General features: G+C 72.1%; 18 protein-coding genes. 10 read left to right on the forward strand and 8 right to left on the reverse strand.

The annotated features are described in order from the left end of the window. Window positions 1-64: 64 nt before the first annotated feature. The 6 genes from OG570_RS40740 to OG570_RS40765 all read left to right on the forward strand — a co-directional run bounded on the left by OG570_RS40740 (window position 65) and on the right by OG570_RS40765 (window position 6,760). Complete coding sequence (locus OG570_RS40740) at window positions 65-763, forward strand: response regulator transcription factor (RefSeq protein ID WP_326954111.1); 699 nt, start codon at window positions 65-67, stop codon at window positions 761-763. Then, window positions 760-2,169, forward strand: a complete 1,410-nt coding sequence (locus OG570_RS40745) for a HAMP domain-containing sensor histidine kinase (RefSeq protein ID WP_326954112.1) — start codon at window positions 760-762, stop codon at window positions 2,167-2,169. Before OG570_RS40740 ends, OG570_RS40745 begins: the two co-directional genes overlap by 4 nt. A gap of 55 nt (window positions 2,170-2,224) precedes the next feature. Beyond that, entirely contained in the window at window positions 2,225-2,848 is a 624-nt protein-coding gene (locus OG570_RS40750) for a DUF998 domain-containing protein (RefSeq protein ID WP_326954113.1), read from the forward strand. Beyond that, window positions 2,845-4,860 carry a glycosyltransferase family 4 protein gene (locus tag OG570_RS40755; protein WP_326954114.1) on the forward strand — a complete coding sequence of 672 codons (2,016 nt, stop codon included), beginning with the start codon at window positions 2,845-2,847 and terminating at the stop codon, window positions 4,858-4,860. Before OG570_RS40750 ends, OG570_RS40755 begins: the two co-directional genes overlap by 4 nt. 104 nt (window positions 4,861-4,964) lie before the next feature. After that, on the forward strand, window positions 4,965-5,513 hold the full coding sequence (locus OG570_RS40760) for a hypothetical protein (RefSeq protein WP_326954115.1): 549 nt from the start codon (window positions 4,965-4,967) through the stop codon (window positions 5,511-5,513). A gap of 38 nt (window positions 5,514-5,551) precedes the next feature. Then, window positions 5,552-6,760, forward strand: a complete 1,209-nt coding sequence (locus OG570_RS40765; protein WP_326954116.1) for an alpha/beta hydrolase — start codon at window positions 5,552-5,554, stop codon at window positions 6,758-6,760. Between the two features lie 5 nt (window positions 6,761-6,765). Here OG570_RS40765 and OG570_RS40770 read toward each other — a convergent pair whose 3' ends face one another. The 3 genes from OG570_RS40770 to OG570_RS40780 all read right to left on the reverse strand — a co-directional run bounded on the left by OG570_RS40770 (window position 6,766) and on the right by OG570_RS40780 (window position 8,971). Further along, on the reverse strand, window positions 6,766-7,596 hold the full coding sequence (locus tag OG570_RS40770; protein WP_326951503.1) for an undecaprenyl-diphosphate phosphatase: 831 nt from the start codon (window positions 7,594-7,596) through the stop codon (window positions 6,766-6,768). Window positions 7,597-7,720: 124 nt separating this feature from the next. Further along, on the reverse strand, window positions 7,721-8,170 hold the full coding sequence (locus OG570_RS40775; RefSeq protein WP_326954117.1) for a DUF1707 SHOCT-like domain-containing protein: 450 nt from the start codon (window positions 8,168-8,170) through the stop codon (window positions 7,721-7,723). Window positions 8,171-8,269: 99 nt separating this feature from the next. Then, a complete protein-coding gene (locus tag OG570_RS40780; RefSeq protein ID WP_326954118.1) occupies window positions 8,270-8,971 on the reverse strand; it encodes a response regulator transcription factor in 702 nt (233 codons plus the stop codon). Here OG570_RS40780 and OG570_RS40785 point away from each other — a divergent pair. Next, on the forward strand, window positions 8,970-9,890 hold the full coding sequence (locus tag OG570_RS40785; RefSeq protein ID WP_326954119.1) for a sensor histidine kinase: 921 nt from the start codon (window positions 8,970-8,972) through the stop codon (window positions 9,888-9,890). The genes OG570_RS40780 and OG570_RS40785 overlap by 2 nt on opposite strands. On the opposite strand, the gene OG570_RS40790 is transcribed toward OG570_RS40785, so the two are convergent. The 3 genes from OG570_RS40790 to OG570_RS40800 all read right to left on the reverse strand — a co-directional run bounded on the left by OG570_RS40790 (window position 9,841) and on the right by OG570_RS40800 (window position 12,098). After that, a complete protein-coding gene (locus OG570_RS40790) occupies window positions 9,841-10,503 on the reverse strand; it encodes a phosphodiester glycosidase family protein (protein WP_326954120.1) in 663 nt (220 codons plus the stop codon). The genes OG570_RS40785 and OG570_RS40790 overlap by 50 nt on opposite strands. A gap of 456 nt (window positions 10,504-10,959) precedes the next feature. Then, on the reverse strand, window positions 10,960-11,589 hold the full coding sequence (locus tag OG570_RS40795; RefSeq protein ID WP_326954121.1) for a DedA family protein: 630 nt from the start codon (window positions 11,587-11,589) through the stop codon (window positions 10,960-10,962). A gap of 83 nt (window positions 11,590-11,672) precedes the next feature. Then, window positions 11,673-12,098 carry a hypothetical protein gene (locus OG570_RS40800; protein ID WP_326954122.1) on the reverse strand — a complete coding sequence of 142 codons (426 nt, stop codon included), beginning with the start codon at window positions 12,096-12,098 and terminating at the stop codon, window positions 11,673-11,675. 140 nt (window positions 12,099-12,238) lie between these two features. Between OG570_RS40800 and OG570_RS40805 the strand changes: the two genes are divergently transcribed. Further along, the gene (locus OG570_RS40805) at window positions 12,239-12,622 is read left to right on the forward strand and encodes a phosphatase PAP2 family protein (protein ID WP_326954123.1); all 384 of its coding nucleotides are present in this window, start codon (window positions 12,239-12,241) and stop codon (window positions 12,620-12,622) included. A 1-nt stretch (window position 12,623) separates the two neighbouring features. On the opposite strand, the gene OG570_RS40810 is transcribed toward OG570_RS40805, so the two are convergent. Both OG570_RS40810 and OG570_RS40815 read right to left on the reverse strand, forming a co-directional pair. Further along, window positions 12,624-13,253 (reverse strand): transglycosylase SLT domain-containing protein, encoded by a 630-nt coding sequence (locus tag OG570_RS40810; protein ID WP_326954124.1) that lies wholly within the window; start codon window positions 13,251-13,253, stop codon window positions 12,624-12,626. A 101-nt stretch (window positions 13,254-13,354) separates the two neighbouring features. After that, a complete protein-coding gene (locus OG570_RS40815) occupies window positions 13,355-13,969 on the reverse strand; it encodes a phosphatase PAP2 family protein (protein WP_326954125.1) in 615 nt (204 codons plus the stop codon). Between the two features lie 135 nt (window positions 13,970-14,104). Between OG570_RS40815 and OG570_RS40820 the strand changes: the two genes are divergently transcribed. Further along, complete coding sequence (locus tag OG570_RS40820) at window positions 14,105-15,151, forward strand: MGDG synthase family glycosyltransferase (RefSeq protein ID WP_326954126.1); 1,047 nt, start codon at window positions 14,105-14,107, stop codon at window positions 15,149-15,151. Beyond that, window positions 15,148-15,852 carry a polysaccharide deacetylase family protein gene (locus OG570_RS40825; protein WP_326954127.1) on the forward strand — a complete coding sequence of 235 codons (705 nt, stop codon included), beginning with the start codon at window positions 15,148-15,150 and terminating at the stop codon, window positions 15,850-15,852. The genes OG570_RS40820 and OG570_RS40825 overlap by 4 nt, the downstream gene beginning before the upstream one ends. The last annotated feature ends 6 nt before the right edge of the window (window positions 15,853-15,858 follow it).

Here is a 15,858-nt window from a genome sequence, read left to right on the forward strand (position 1 = left end):
GGCCCCGGCCGGACCTCGACTACAGTCACGGTGTGTCATCAACTCCGGGCGAAGGGACGCGAGGGTGCACCTGGTGATCGTCGACGACGAAGCTGCCGTGCAGGACTCGCTGTCGCGGACGCTGCGGTTCGAGGGCTACACCGTCTCCGTCGCCGGGGACGGCGTGGCCGGGCTCGAGCTGATCCGCGCCGAGGCGCCCGACGGTGTCCTGCTCGACGTCACCATGCCGCTGCTCGGCGGCCTCGAGACCTGCCGGGTGCTGCGGGCCGAGGGCAACCCGGTGCCGATCCTCATGCTGACCGCGCGCACCGCGGTCACCGACCGGGTCGCCGGCCTCGACGCCGGGGCCGACGACTACCTGGCCAAGCCGTTCGCCCTGCAGGAGCTGCTCGCCCGCGTCCGCGCGCTGCTACGCCGCACCGAGTACAACACCCCGACGCCCGCGGTCCCGTCGTCGACGGCGTTGCGGTTCACGGACGTCACCCTGGACCCGGCGACGCGGGAGGTGTTCCGCGGCGACCGGCCGGTGCACCTGACCCGCACCGAGTTCGCGATGCTCGAGACCTTCCTGCGGCACCCCCGGATCGTGCTGACCCGCACCGCGATGTTCGAGCACGTCTGGGGCTACGACTTCGGGACCGCGTCCAACGGGCTCGACGTCTACGTCAGCTACCTGCGACGCAAGCTCGAAGCCGACGGTGAGCCCCGGCTGCTGCACACGGTGCGCGGCGTCGGCTACGTCCTGCGCGAGGAGCCACTGTGAGAGCCACTGTGAAACGGGTCCGCTGGAAGACGCTCTCGCTGCGGGCCCGGCTCGGGGTGCTCGTCGCGGCGGCGGTGGCCGTCGCCGTCGTGCTGGTGTCGGCGATCTCCTGGAGCATCACCCGGGCCGACCTCTACGACCAGTTCGACGCCCGGCTGCAGTCCTACGCCCAGCTCGCCGCGAAGACGTCGTCGCCCGCCGAAGCGCTCGCGACGCTGACCTCCACCGGCAACCACGGCCCGGACTCCGGCCACGGCGGCGGGCTGACCGTGCAGTTCCTGTCCGCCACGGGCGAGATCACCGGCACGGCGGGGGCGAAGCCCGTCATCCCGGTGCTGCCGCCCGACGCACCCGTCGCGGCGGGGGAACTCGACCGCACCTCCGACGTCCGCCGGATCGAAGGCGACCGGTTCCGGGTGTGGACGGCCCAGCGCGCCGGTGGCGGTGCGGTCCAGGTCGCCCAGGACTCCGAGGACGTCGAAGACACGTTGGCGCGGCTGGGGATCTGGCTGCTGGTGGTGTCCGTGGCCGGGGTGCTCGGGGCGACGCTGGTGGGCCGGGCGATCGCGCGGTCGGCGTTGCGGCCGGTCGACGACCTGACCGCGGCGGCCGAGAACGTCGCCCGGACCCAGGAGCTGTCGGCGGCCATCGACGTCGCCGCGTCCGGCGAGATCGGCCGGCTGTCGACCGCGTTCAACGCGATGCTCGGGGCGTTGAGCCGTTCCCGGGACGAGCAGCGGCGGCTGGTGGAGGACGCCGGTCACGAGCTGCGCACGCCGTTGACGAGCCTGCGCAACAACATCGAGCTGCTCATCCACGCCGAGGCGAACCCGCAGCGGCAGTTGCCGGCCGAGGATCGCTCCCGGTTGCTGGCCGATCTCGACACCCAGGCCGTCGAGCTGACCGCGTTGATCGGTGAACTGATCGAGCTGTCCACCGGGGAACGGCCGAGCGAGGCGGAGGAGCGCGTGGCGCTGGCCGACGTCGTCGGCTCGGCGGTCGAACGCGCTCGGTCGCGGTGGCCGGCGGTGTCCTTCGACGCCGAGCTGACCGGCGCCGACGTGCACGCCCGGCCTTCCGCCCTGGAGCGGGCCGTGCTGAACGTGCTCGACAACGCCGCGAAGTGGTCGCCGTCCGGTGGGACCGTCCGGGTGACGATGGCGGTGACATCCCTCGCGGTCCGGGTTCGCGTCGATGACGAGGGCCCGGGGATCGCCGAAGCCGACCTCTCGCACGTGTTCGAGCGGTTCTACCGGGCCGACGCCGCCCGCGCGCTGCCTGGCTCGGGGCTGGGTCTGGCGATCGTCGAGCAGGTGCTGACGCAGCACGGCGGCCGTGCCGAGGCCGCGCGCGCCGACGGCGGGGGCGCCCGGTTCGATCTGGTGCTCCCCCTGGCCGCTTCTTAAGGAAACCGCGCGCGATCTTCATCGAACTCTCATGCGGGCCCAGCAGCTTTGAGGTGTGACTCCACGGTCCACGCTTTCGCCCACTCCGCTGGCGACCCTGACGCTGGTGATGGCGGCCGTCGCCCAGGCCATCATCGCCGGGCTGACCCTCGGCTTCGCCGGCCACGTCAGTCCCTGGCGCGACCCGGTCAGCGACTACGCCTGGCACCGCGGCGGCCGGCTCCTGTTCGCGGTGGCCGTCGTACTCCTGCTCGCGGCCGCCGCCGCGCTGGCGGTCGCCGCCCACCTCGCCGCGCTGCCCCGGACACCGCTCGTGAGCAGCTTGTTCCTGCTGTGGACGGCCGGGCTCCTCGTGGTCTTGCTGTTCCGCAGCAACCTCAGCACCGCGGACCCGACGGCGTCCGGGGAGATCCACCGCGCCGGCGGGGCCGTGCTGTTCGCCAGCCTCCCGCTGGCCGCGTGGACGCTGAGCACGCGGCTGCGGGCCGACACCCGCTGGCTCGCCGCCGCGGCCACCCTCCGGCGCGGCGCGGTCGCGGGCGTCGTCACCGCGGCGGCGTTCGGGCTGGCGCAGCTCGTCGGCTGGCTCCCGGCCGGCCTGCTCGAACGCGTCGCGCTCCTGGCCGAGTTCCTGATCATCGCCACCATGGCGACCGCGCTGCGGCGGGCCGTCCGATGACCGCCCTGGCCGTCGCCTGCGCCCTGCTCGCCGCGGTCCTCTTCGCCGCGGCGGCCACCCGGCAGCACGACGAGGTCGCGGGCTTGGCGGTCGAGGGCACACCCCGGCTGCGCACCCTGGCCCGGCTGCTGCGCTCGCGCGCGTGGTGGACCGGGACGTCACTGGCGACCGGCGGGAGCCTGCTGCACGTCGTCGCCCTGTCCCTCGCGCCGCTTCCGGTCGTCCAGCCGCTGGGCGTGTTCAGCCTCGTCCTCACGGTCGTCTTCGCGCGCCGGGCCCGCGACCGCCGGGTCCTCGGTGCCGTGGGCCTGGTCCTGCTCGGCGTCGCGGGTTTCGTGGCGCTCGCGGCGTCCGCCACCACGGACACGGTGGTCAGCTGGGGAACCGCCGAGTCGGTCGCGGTGGCCGGGTTCGCGGTGGCCGCGGTCGTCTGGTTCGCCCGCGCGAGCTGTGCCGTACTGGCCGGGGCCGCGGCCCTCCTCTTCGGACTCGGCTCCGCGGTCGTGCACGCCGCCGTCACCCAGCCGCTCGCGGCGGCCCTCCTGCTCGGTGCCCAGGCCCTGCTCCTGCTGGGCGCCGGCGGGGTGGTCCTGCACCGCGCCTACGCCGCCGGGCCCACCGCCGTCGTCGTCGGGACCACGACCGTGCTCGACCCGCTGACCGCCGTCGCCGTGGCCGCCGTGGCCTACGGCGAAGCACCCCATCTCACCGCGGCCACCGCGGTGCTCGCGGCCGCGGCCGCTCTCGTCGCTCTCGCCGGTGTGCGTGTGCTCGCCGGTGCCCTTCCGCGGAACCCGTCACCAGTCAAGGAGATCCCCGTGCCCTCGTCCGGCCTGCGCGTCCTGATCGGCGCCGACACCTTCCCGCCCAACGTCAACGGCGCGTCGTTCTTCGCCGAGCGGCTGGCCCGGGGCCTCGCGCGGCGGGGGCACGACGTCCACGTCGTGTGCCCGTCCACCGGCGGTCCCTCGCACACCGAAGAACGCGACGGCTACACCGTCCACCGGGTCCGGTCCCGGGCCATCCCGTTCCACACCGACTACCGGTTCTGCACACCGGGCGGCGCCCGCAAGGAAGTCGGGCCGTTGCTGGACCGGCTGCGCCCCGACGTCGTGCACGTCCAGGCCCACTTCGGCGTCGGCCGCGCGCTGCTCGATGCGGCGACCGAACGCGAGCTGCCCGGCATGGCCACGAACCACTTCATGCCGGACAACCTGCTCGGCTACACGCCGTTCCCGCGGCGGGTCAAGGATTCGATCGCCCGCTGGGCCTGGCGGGACCTGGTGCGCGTCTACCGCGACGCGCGGATCGTGACCACCCCGACGCCGCGAGCCGCCGAGGTCCTCGCCGGGATCGGTCTCGACCGCCCGGTCCAGGTCGTCTCCTGCGGGATCGACCTCGCCCACTACGCAGCCGGCGGCCGCCGCTCGGACGGGCCGATGTCGGTGCTCTTCGTCGGGCGCCTGGACGCCGAGAAGAACATCGACCAGCTGCTGCGCGCGCTGGCCCCGCTGCCGCACGTGCGCGCGGACCTCGTCGGCGACGGCACCCGCCGGCGGGACCTCGAAACGCTCGCCGCGGACCTGGGCATCACCGACCGCGTGACCTTCCACGGCTTCGTGCCCGACGCCGAGCTCGTCCGCCGGTACGCCGAAGCCGACGTGTTCTGCATGCCCGGCACGGCCGAGCTGCAGAGCCTGGCCACGATGGAAGCGATGGCCGCCGGGCTGCCCGTCGTCGCGGCCGACGCGCTCGCCCTGCCGCACCTGGTCCACCACGGTGGCAACGGTTATCTCTTCGAGCCCGGCGCGATCACGACGATCTCGCGGTGGCTCGCCGAGCTGGCGGCCGATCCCGCGTCCCGCACGCGGATGGGCGAGGCGTCCCGCGCCATCGTCGCCGGTCACGACATCGACCGCGCCCTGGACGCTTTCGAGGGCCAGTACCGGATCCTGCTCGGGCTGCCCGAAGCGGCCGTCGCAAGCGAACCGGCGGTTCCGCAGATCGCGTGATCAGGGGGCGGAGGGTAAGCGTTCGGCCAACGCCGGTTGCCGAGCGCTTACCGGCTCCGTGTGACAGTGCGGTGTCCGTGCCGCCGTGACATCGGAGAACCGCCATGCCCGAACGCAGTCCCCTGCCGGCGGGGAAGCTGTCCGACCTGGCCGATCGGGTGGCCGCCCAGCTGGGTCCGGCGATGCTGGCGGAGGACGCGCCGGAGCCCGATCCGCTGGTCGTGGCCGCGTGGCACGCGATGAACGCCTTGCAGCGCGTCGCCGAGCTCCTGCCGGGCGGACAGCTCGCGGGGGAACCCGATACCCGGCTGCGCAGCTTGAACGACCTGGCCTCCCGCGGGGAGCACATCGTCCAGGCGGCCATGGAAAGCCTCATCGCCGAGGGCCACGACGCGCCCGTCATCGAGCGGTCCGGCCCACCGGACACCGCGAAACTCGAGACCGCCACCCTCCACCTCACCTTCACCGGGGACCAGGCGCTCTCGCTCGAACTTGAAGGCTGCGCTCAGCCCGGTGAGCCGGTGCGCCTGGCCGGCCGAAGCACGTCGGCCCTGCGGCAGCTGGACTCCCTCGCGCGGCAGGCCGTCACCGCGGCGGTGGCCGAAATCGCCCACGTCCTGGTCTCGGCGCTGTCGGAAACCCCGCGAATTTAGTACGTGTCGCGTAGTACGCAGCGTGTACTATTCGCGCCATGGCTCGCACGCTGCGGATCCTGCTCGTCGTGGCCCTGCTGATCGTCGTGGGGCTCGGCGCTTACGTCGGTTACGCCGCGATCCGGGCGGCGCAACCGGTCACTCTGCCCGCGCCGACCGGCCCCTACCCCGTCGGCCGCACCATCACCGAGTGGACCGACCACGCCCGCCTCGACCCGCTGGCACCGCGACCCGGTTCACCACGGCGGCTGTCGGTCTGGCTCTGGTACCCCGCCGCTCCGGCGGCCGAGGCCGGAACCGCTCCGTACGCGCCCGGAGCGTGGGCGGGACTCCATCTCGACGGCGCACTGGCGTGGAGCGAGACCGGCTTCGACGACGTCCACGTCCACGCGGTCGCCGACGTCCCGGTCGCGGCCGGCCGGTTCCCCGTCGTCGTGCTGGAACCGGGTCTGGGCTTCGCCGCGCCGCAGTACACCGCGATCGCGGAGAACCTCGCCTCCCACGGGTATCTGGTCGCGGGCGTCACCCCGACCTACAGCGCGAACCTGACCGTCCTCGACGGCACCGCCGTGCCGTCCGACGAAGCGGGCAACCCTTCGGCGTTCGACACCGCCGACCTGCACGCCGGGCAGGCGCAGGTCGCGGGTGACCGGCTGGTCGGCGTCTGGGCGGCCGACGCTCGCTTCGCCGCGGCGCAGGTCGCGGGACTTCAGGCTCGGGGCCGGTTCGCCGGTCACGTCGACACCGCCGCGACGGTCTACATCGGACATTCTTTCGGCGGGGCCGCGGCCCTCGAAGCCTGCCGGTCCGACCCGCACTGCGCCGGCGCCGCCGACCTGGACGGCACCCAGTACGGCGCCGTCGTCCACTCCGGACTCACCAAGCCGCTGCTGCTCATCGGCAGCCAGGACTCCTGTGTCACGGGAACCTGCGAGCCGAGCGCTCCGGGTGACCAGGCCGACCGGGACGCGGCCCGGTCGCTGGTGAACGCCGGCACCGGTCCCGTCTGGTGCTACCGGATCCGCGGGGCCGAGCACTTCGACTTCACCGACTACGGCGCCTACTACCTCGCCGCACCGGCCGGGTTCCTGCTCGCGCTCGGCCCCATCGACGGCGACGTCGCGCTCGCCATCGTCAACGCCCACCTCGGCGCGTTCGTCGACCACGCCGTCAGCGGACGCCCCGCCGCGCTGCTCGCCGCACCTTCGCCGTACGCGGAGGTCGAGGTGCAGCGCACGGCCCCCTGAGCCGGTCAGCTGTGGAGCACGCCGGTGCTCAGCAGGCCCAGCAGCGCGACTCCGACGATGACCCGGTAGACGACGAACGCCGTGAAGGTGTGGCCGGCCACGAACTTCAGCAGCCACGCGATGGCCCCGTACGCCACGGCGAACGACACCACGGTCCCGACGACCAGCGGTACGACGTCGATGCTGCCGCCCACGGCGTCCTTCAGCTCGTACAGCCCGGCGCCGGTCAACGCGGGGATCGACAGGAAGAACGACAACCGCGTCGCGGCGACCCGGTCGAGGCCGCGCAGCAGGCCCGTCGAGATCGTCGCGCCGGATCGCGAGAAGCCTGGGAAGAGCAGCGCCAGGATCTGCGACGAGCCCACGAGCATCGCGTCGGGCAGCGTGACGTCGGCTTCGGCGCGCCTGCCCGTGCCGAAGCGGTCCGCGAGCCACATGACCGCGCTGCCCCCGATCAGCGAGGCCGCGACCACCCACAACGACGCCAGCGGTCCCTTGACGAGCGACTGGAACAGCAGTCCGGCGACCACGATCGGAATGGTCGCGAGAATGACCCACCAGGAGAACTTGTAGTCGTGTTCCTGGCGGGCCTCGGCGTTGACGAGCCCGCGGCCCCACGCGCCGGCGAACCGGGCGATGTCGCGGAAGAAGTAGACGAGCACGGCGGCGATCGCGCCGACCTGGATCACCGCCGTGAAGCCGACGACGGACTGGTCGTCGACCGGAATGCCGAGCAGTCCTTCCGCGATCTTCAGGTGGCCCGTGGACGACACGGGCAGGAATTCGGTCAGCCCTTCCACGACGCCGAGGATCACGGACTGGCCGATGTCGATCACGCTCAAGGAGTTGTTCTTTCTGAGGAGGAGGGCGGACACCCGGGTCGTGGGGGGTCGGTCCGGATGTCCGCCCGGTCTGGTGCACGATCCGCAAAGGATCGCACGGGAAGCAGAGTGCCGGGCCTCAGCCTCGCCCGAGTTCGTGGTGGTCGAGCCCTTCGTCGCCGAATCCGTGCACCGCGGCCAGGACGAGCGCTGTGAAGATCAGCGCCACCGCGACCGCGGCGACGAACACCGCCCAGCGACGTCGCCGGCTCACGGCCACCTGTCCTCGGCCGACGAGCGCCGTCGCGTCCGCGCTCAGCTGCCGTCGTGCGGTGGCCAGGATGGGCAGCCACCCGGCGGCCACACCTGGTGGCATTTCCGATCGAGGGAGGTCGGCGGCGACCGCGTCCAGCTCGTGCCGGAACCGCGCCGCGGCGACGAGCGCCAGGCGGTCGTCCAGTTCCTCGACCGTGATGCGCCCTTCCCCGGCGGCCTGGGCCAGCCGCGACCGGGTCTGTTCGCGTTCTCCGTCCGAGCAGCGGATCGCCCCGGGTGGGGCGTCGTCGCCCGCTGAGACGGGATCAGCCATCGCACGTCCTCGAGCTGGTGGTCCGGATTCGTTGCCCGCACGCTATAAGGGCGGAAGTTTCCGGCGCGCTAGGGAAAGGTTAACGTCCGGCAAGAATGGTCACGTCCCCTGCGGAACCGGCTGCTCCAAGCGGTAGCCGTAACCCCGCACGGTGGTGATGACCGGCAGCGCGCCGGAGTCCGCCGCGGCGGCGGCCAGCTTGCGCCGCAGCGCGACGATGTGCACGTCCAGCGTCTTCGTCGAGCCGCGCCAGTGCGTGTCCCACACGTCCGCCATCAAGGTGTCCCGGCTGATCGCCGCACCGGGCTCCTGTGCCAGCCGCAGAAGCAGGTCGAACTCCTTGGGGCGCAGGGAAACCTCGTCGCCCGCCAGTACCACGCGGCGGGCGGCGACCTGGACCACCAGCTCCCCCACCCGCAGCGGCATCGCGTTGGACGAATATCCTCGGCGCAGGTGCGCGTGCAGCCGCGCCAGCAGCTCCCTTAGCCGGATCGGCTTGGTCAGGTAGTCGTCGGCGCCGACCTCCAGCCCCACGACGACGTCCATCTCCTGCGTGCGGGCCGTGATCATGATGATCAGCGCGTTCGGCGTGATCACCCGCGCGCGCCGGCACACCTCGATCCCGTCGAGGTCCGGTAACCCCAGATCGAGCAGGACCACGTTGTACTCGTCGAGCTTCATCCGGCGCAGCGCGTCGCCCCCGGTGTGGGACCACATCACGTCGTAATCGTGCATCCGCAGGGCCGACTCGAGCAGGCTGCCGATGGTTTCGTCGTCTTCTACGAGAAGAACCGCGGCCATGGGGAAATGTTACCGGAATTCCGGGGGACCGATCTCCGGCCGGAGAATTTACCTCGTTGAGGTGAACGCTAACCGTGGGCTAGCCTTTTCCCTCGCCGAAACGTCGCAATCAGCGGATTGTCACGACAGACTTGCGTCATGCGCAGACGGATCATTCTGCTTGCCGTCGCCGCCGCGCTCCTGGCAACCAGCCTTTTCGGGATCCCCCTCGCGGTCGGTGTCGCGAGCTACTTCACCCAGGACGAGCGCACCGAACTCGAGCGCACCGCCGACGCCGCGTCCCTGTCGATCGCCGACGACGTGCTCGTCGCACCAGCTGCGCACCCCGCTGGCCGGCCTGCGTCTGCAGCTGGAGTCGGCCCTCGACCCGCCAGGACAGGACCTCGAAGCGGCGGTCGTGGCGGCGATCGCAACAGCGGACCGGCTGGAGACGACGATCGACGACCTGGTCACCCTCGCCGTCCGCCCGCCGGAGGACCGCGGGGTGATCGAGCCGGACGTGCTGCTGCGCGACGTCGTGGCCGGCTGGCGGAACCTGCTCGCCACCCAGGGACGGCAGCTGGTCATCTCCCCCGACGCCGACGGGCGTCCGAGAGCCGCCGAGGCGGCGGTGCGGCAGATCGTCGGCGTCCTGCTCGACAACGCCGTCATCCACGGCGCGGGGATGGTGACGATCACGACCCGCGACAGCGCCGACGCGTTCGCGATCGACGTCGCCGACGAGGGCCGTGGCACGAGCGACGGCCCGGACCTGTTCACCCGGGGCCACAGCGGCGCCGGGGGGACCGGGATCGGCTTGGCGCTGGCCCGGGACCTCGCCGAGGCCGAGGGCGGCCGGCTGTGGCTCAGCCGGCCCGCCCCGATGACGTTCACCCTGTTGCTGCCCCCGGCGCCCGCAGCGCACCGGAGCGCGCCGTGATCGCGAAGAAGTCGCGCTGGTCAACGGACAGGTAGCGATCCGGCGCGGTCGGCATGCTCGGGACCAGCGTCCGGGGCGCCGAACCCGCGACGTCGGGGCGGAACAGGTTGCAGCTCACCATCCCGCCGTGGATGTCCAGCTCCATCCCGCGGACAACGCCCGCCGCCGTCAGCGCGCTCGCCATGGCAGTCAGGGTGAGCTGGTTACCGGCCACGTAGACGAGCCGGCCCTCCGCGTCGACCCCGACGCCCGAGCGCCAGGTGAACTGGAACTGGTTGCGTGCGCTCCCCCACTGCCCCGCGGGGTTGCCCGACAGCCCGGGGACCGGCTTGCCGCCGTCGACGATCAGCTCGAGGTTCTGGCGCACCGCGGCGACCTGCGGGGTCATCTGGGCGTCGCGGCCCCACAGCGCGACGGTCGCCACGCCGGACCGGTCGACGACCAGGGAGGCCATCCCGTTCTTCAGGGGCTTCCCGTACTGGCCGTCGGCGTAGAAGCCGCCGTCGGTGTCGCGGAACTTGAAGCCCGAGTTGAACGTCGCGAGCAGCGACGGGCGGAGCGCGTTCGGCACCTGAGCCTGCTCGGGCCAGCTGCCGCCCGGCCGCCTGGCCACCGGCCATCCGGGCTCCGGGGATCCACACGCCTTCACCGGGCAGGGCACCCGGAAGAGTCGTCAGCGCCGCGGGGGCGTTCGCCTGATCCCCGGCCGGCGCCGGGACCGGCACGGGCAGGGCGTCGATGCTCGGCGCGCTGTTCGCCGGGGGATGTCTGGTGTAGTACCAGTTCTCGAGCGCGTTCACCACGGGGCCGGCGCCCATCTGCCGCGCCCAGTCCGCGCTCCGGGCGGTGAAGGTCGCCGCTCCGGGTGCGGTGAGCGCCTGAACGTAGGTGACGGCCGGGTAGATGATCAAAACCAGGAACACGACGAGCAACCGCCGCAGTCGTTTCTTACGGCGTTTCACCGGCGGACGAGGAAGATTCGGAGTTCCGGTTCGGCTCGCTGCGTCGACCATATTTCACGGTAACGACGCCCGGGTTCGCCCCAGTGCAGCGAAGTGCTAATGAATGGCTAAGAGCCGCTGACCTCGTCGCGCTGTTTGCGGTTCCGGAGGAGTTCGAGGCCGAGCGGAATGAGCGACACGATCACAACGAGCGCGATGATCGGCAGCAGGTACTGGTCGATCCCGGGGATGCTGGACCCGAGGACGTAGCCGGCCAGCGTGATGCCGATCGACCAGAGCAGGCCGCCGAGGACCTGCCAGACCGCGAAGGTGCGGGCGGGAACGGCGAGGATGCCGGCGAGCGGGTTCAGGACGGTGCGGACCACCGGGATGAACCGCGCGAGGACGATCGCCTTGGCGTGGCCGTAGCGGCCGAAAAGTTCTTCGGCCCTGGTCAATCCCCGATGCAGGTGCTGGTTGCGGGTCCGGGCCAGCAGGGCACGGCCGCCGCGCCGCCCGATGAGGAATCCGGTCTGCGCGCCCAGGAGCGCGCCCGCGACGGACGCGATCAGCACGAGGGGCAGCGAAAGGTGCACAGCGGCCGTCGCACTGGTCGTGCAGAACAGGCCCGCGGTGAAGAGCAGGGAGTCGCCGGGCAGGAAGAACCCGATCAGCAGGCCGGTTTCGGCGAACAGGACGAGGAACACCCCGGCCGCACCGAGGCTCGACAACCAGGATGTCGCGCTCAACGGGTTCATCGGTCGGACCGCCTTCCATCTTCGACACGTACGTAGTATTTCTACACCCATGTCGTATTACGCGGCCACCAGCCCACCGCCGCTCAGGGCGCGGTCGCGTCACCACTCAGGGCGCGTTCCCACAGCCGGGCACGGTGCTTGTCCAGCAGACGACGGCCGATCAGGTAGACCCCGCCCAGCACGGCGAGCGCGGCCGATTCCCACAGCACCCCACCGAGGACGGCGGTGATGAACACCTCGGAGCCGCTCAACGGCGGGGCGACCGTCGCCCGACCGGCGGGCACGGGGATGTCAGGCCGGAGACTCGCGGTCACCACGTGGCGCGCACGGGCGTCGGCGGCCGCCGACGCCGCGAGCCTGCTGTAGTCGGCCACGGAGAGCACGCCGACGACCGCGACCGACCCGGCCGCCAGCAGTCCCAGCAGGGCGATGACCCACGCCTCCAGCCGGTCCGGCATCCGGCCGGACCGGGAGACCATCGGCTTCAGCAGCCGCAGGCGCCTCGGCACCCCACTCGATCCCCGCACAACCCTCATCACTCCAGCGTGCACCCCGGCCAGAGCCGGGGCACGGCCATTAACCGGGCCTTTGCCCGGCGCCGGCAGATGCTTACCCGGCACCGGGCCGCGAGCAGCGACGTCCAAGCATCATGTCCGCTTTGCCCGTTCCTAATGTTTGGCTAACACTTGGTCGGCGACTTGGATTTCAGGTCGCGCGGCCACGTCCGCCCACGGCGGATCGGGTCGTCCGGGCCGGCGGACTGTCCTTCCCGTCGGGGCACACCTCCGACGCCGCCCTGGCCGCGGGCCTGATCGCCTGGCTCGTCGTACGCCGGTTCACCGGCCGCGTCACTGCGCGGGTGGTGTGGCCGATCGCCGCCGCGTATGCCCTGCTGATCGCCTGGACCCGCGTCTACCTCGGCGTCCACTGGCCCACCGATGTCCTGGGCAGCTTGGCGTTCGTCACGACCTGGCTGTCCGGCGCGCTCGTCCTGCAACGCCTCGACGAGCGTGAGACGAGTCATCGGGCCTGATTCAGGGCTTTCCCACCGCCGTGCCCGCTTTCGCCCACGTGGCGCGCAGGTCCGTCAGATAGGTCTGCACCTGCGCGCCGGGCTTCGTGCCGCGCGCGAATGCTTTCATATTGCCCGGCCCGGCGTTGTAGCCCAGCGCGAGCAGTTCGTCGGTCGTGTACTGGCCGCTGTGTTTCGCGGGCAGCTGAGCGGCCAGGTCGTGTAGATACCAGGCTTCGGCCTGAATGGCGAGGTCCGGGTCGTCGGGCAGTTCCTGCCAGTCGCGGCCGGCGAACGGCCGGCCGCGGCGGGTCTGCTCGTACGTCGCGCGGTGCATGTTCGCCACCCCGAACGCGGCGTCCGGCTTGAGGTTCTGCCAGGCGCGCTCGAGCTGCGGATCGTGCGGCTTGTAGTTCTCGTTGTAGAGGATGGCCAGCACCAGCTGCGGGTCGACGCCGGCTTCGCGGGCGCGCGCGATGACCTGCGGCGCGAACTTCGCCGGATCGGGGTTCACCGCGGCGTCCTGGGCCGATGTGTTCGTGACGGGCGCAACCGGGGTGGCCGACGTCGCGGGAGCGCTGGACCCGGGAGCTGCGGAGCAGCCCGCCAGCGCCAGCGCGCAAACGGCCGCGAGCACACGATACGGCCGCATGAGTCCTGCCTTCGTCGGGTGAACGCCACTGTACGGCGTGCGGCCGGTCGAGCGCGTCGGCTCCGCACGACGCCCTCATGAATGTCCATAAAGGACTCACATCAGCGGGCCGCGACCGTGGTTCGTTCGCCGGTCCCGGCCAGCGGCCGCAGGGCTCCGTCCCGCAAGTAGTCCACGAGGGCCTTCATCGGGCGCCGCAGCGGCAGGCCCAGGCACGCGACCAGCGCACCGAGAACAGCTCCGGCGAACACGTCGTGCGGGTAGTGCGCACCCAGGTACATGCGCGAAAACGCGACCAGCAGGGCCAGCCCGAGCGCGACCAGGCCGGTGCGGCGCGCGGCGAACAGCAGGGCGACGGCCGCGGCGACGGCGAGCGTGACGTGGTTGCTGGGGAACGAGTAGTCCGTGGCGTAGTCGCAGGTCGCCACCGTGGGCACCGCCGGGTACCGGATGCACGGCCGCGGCTCCTGGACGAGGACCTTCACGAGATTGCTCAAGCCGTAGGCCAGCGCGACGGCGAGCGGCACCCACAGCGCGGCGGCCATGCGAGCCGCGTCGCGGGGACGCATCCGCCACCACGTCACCACGGCGAGGAGGGCGAGCAGGACCAGGCCCACGTTGGTGAAGAGCGCCATGAACCCCTGCAACCACGGGGTTTCCCGGGCGAACCCCAGCACCGCGAGGTACCAGCTGCCGTCGATTGCCCCGCCGTCCACGCGAGTGTCCCCTTCCGCCGTACATCTACAGTCTTCTAGAAATTCTACTTCAGTGTAGATGCAGTCGCCGCCTCTTCTTGCCACCCGTTAATCTACATGCATGTAGAACTTCGACATCGAGTCGAAGGAGGAGGCATGGCGCGCATCGTGATCGTTTCGGCCCGGTTCGGCGCCGGGCACGACCGGGCCGCGTACGCCCTGGCGGACCGGCTGAGCGCCCACGAGGTCGAGGTCCTCGACTTCTTGGACCTCCTGCCACCCGCGCTGGGCGGCCGAATGTGCCGGCTATACCGGCGCCAGCTGCAGACGGCTCCACGCAGCTGGGACTGGACGCTGCGTGCCCTGAACGGCCCCCGCGCCGCCGGGCTGGCGAGCCGCGCCGCCACGCTCGCCTGCGGCGGACTGCGAGAGGCGCTCGGCGACCGGACGGAACTGGCCGTCTCCACCTACCCGCTCGCGTCCCACGCGCTGGCGCACCTGCGCGGACGCGGCGAGCTGACCGCCCCGCTCGCGGTGTACCTGACCGACCCTGCCGTGCACCGCATCTGCGTCTCCGGCGCCGCCGACCTCCACATCGCGCCGAACCACCTCGCCCGGCAGCAGGCCCGCACCCTGGGTGCACGTGCGGCCGCGGTCGCGGCGCCGCTGGTCGCGCCTGCTTTCCGGCCCGCGACGCCACCCGAACGGCAGCAGGCCCGGCTGGCGTTCGGACTGCCCACGGAAGGGCGGCTCGCACTCGTCACCGCTGGCTCGTGGGGCGTCGGGCAGGTCCGCCGGACCGCCCACGACGTCGCCCGGTCCGGCATAGTGACCCCGGTGGTCGCCTGCGGCAGCAACACCGGCCTGCGCGACCGGCTGCGAGCCGAAGGCCTCGCGCACGCGTTCGGCTGGGTCGAGGACATGCCCGGCCTGATGCGGGCCGTCGACGTCGTCGTCCAGAACGCCGGCGGGCTGACCAGCTCGGAAGCCCTCGCGGCTCGGTTACCCGTGCTGACCTACCGCTGCCTGCCGGGCCACGGGCGCGCGAACGCCGCTGTACTCGACCGGCTCGGCCTCGCCCGCTGGATCCGCGACCCCGCCGAACTGCCCGCCGCGCTGGCATCGGACGACTGCCCGCCCGCCACGGCCCAGCCGGCCGAAGACCCGATCCCGCTGCTCGAGAAGCTCCTGGACCGCGCATGAAAGCAGCTATCGGGCTCGCGGGACTCGTGGCATTGGCCCACGCGGCACCCGCCGCGGCCTTCCTTCCCGGCCCCCGGCGCACCTTCCTGCCGCGGCTGGCCGGGATCGGCGTCCCCGGGCAGGTCGCCCTGACCTTCGACGACGGCCCGTCGCCGACGTCGACCCCGCAGTTCCTCAGCGCCCTCGATCGCCACGGCATCAAGGCGACGTTCTTCCTGCTCGGCGCCCAGGCCCTGCGCGCCCCGAAGCTGACCAGGGCCATCGCCGAGGCCGGGCACGAGATCGGCGTCCACGGCTGGGACCACCAGTGCCTGCTGCGCAAGCCCCCCGGCCGCACCCACCGGGAACTGCTCGGCGCCCGCGACCTCATCGAGACCCTCACCGGCGTCCGGCCCCGCTGGTTCCGGCCGCCCTACGGCGTCTTCAGCGGGGCGTCCCTGCTCTCGGCCCGGCGGCTAGGGCTCACCCCGGTGCTGTGGAGCACGTGGGGCTTCGACTGGACCGAAGGCTGCACCCCGGCGTCCATCCACCACAAGGTCATGCGGAACCTCGGCGACCGCGGCACGATCCTGCTGCACGACAGCGACGTCACCACCGGCAACGGCGCCTGGCGAGCCACCCTGGGCGCGCTCCCGTCGATCATCGGCGACTCCCGCCGCCGCGGTCTCCACCTCGGCCGGCTCAGTACGACACTTCTGTAGAATGCG

The organism is Amycolatopsis sp. NBC_01286 (assembly GCF_035982555.1).
GTDB lineage: Bacteria > Actinomycetota > Actinomycetes > Mycobacteriales > Pseudonocardiaceae > Amycolatopsis.

What these genes read in the sequence shown, in the direction of transcription:
- OG570_RS40755 (WP_326954114.1), top strand. Translation starts at nt 2,845, where the DNA reads ATGACCGCCCTGGCCGTCGCCTGCGCCCTGCTCGCCGCGGTCCTCTTC.
- OG570_RS40820 (WP_326954126.1), top strand. Translation starts at nt 14,105, where the DNA reads ATGGCGCGCATCGTGATCGTTTCGGCCCGGTTCGGCGCCGGGCACGAC.
- OG570_RS40795 (WP_326954121.1), bottom strand. Translation starts at nt 11,589, where the DNA reads ATGAACCCGTTGAGCGCGACATCCTGGTTGTCGAGCCTCGGTGCGGCC.
- OG570_RS40825 (WP_326954127.1), top strand. Translation starts at nt 15,148, where the DNA reads ATGAAAGCAGCTATCGGGCTCGCGGGACTCGTGGCATTGGCCCACGCG.
- OG570_RS40775 (WP_326954117.1), bottom strand. Translation starts at nt 8,170, where the DNA reads ATGGCTGATCCCGTCTCAGCGGGCGACGACGCCCCACCCGGGGCGATC.
- OG570_RS40785 (WP_326954119.1), top strand. Translation starts at nt 8,970, where the DNA reads ATGGGGAAATGTTACCGGAATTCCGGGGGACCGATCTCCGGCCGGAGA.
- OG570_RS40805 (WP_326954123.1), top strand. Translation starts at nt 12,239, where the DNA reads ATGTCCGCTTTGCCCGTTCCTAATGTTTGGCTAACACTTGGTCGGCGA.
- OG570_RS40780 (WP_326954118.1), bottom strand. Translation starts at nt 8,971, where the DNA reads ATGGCCGCGGTTCTTCTCGTAGAAGACGACGAAACCATCGGCAGCCTG.
- OG570_RS40765 (WP_326954116.1), top strand. Translation starts at nt 5,552, where the DNA reads ATGGCTCGCACGCTGCGGATCCTGCTCGTCGTGGCCCTGCTGATCGTC.
- OG570_RS40810 (WP_326954124.1), bottom strand. Translation starts at nt 13,253, where the DNA reads ATGCGGCCGTATCGTGTGCTCGCGGCCGTTTGCGCGCTGGCGCTGGCG.
- OG570_RS40760 (WP_326954115.1), top strand. Translation starts at nt 4,965, where the DNA reads ATGCCCGAACGCAGTCCCCTGCCGGCGGGGAAGCTGTCCGACCTGGCC.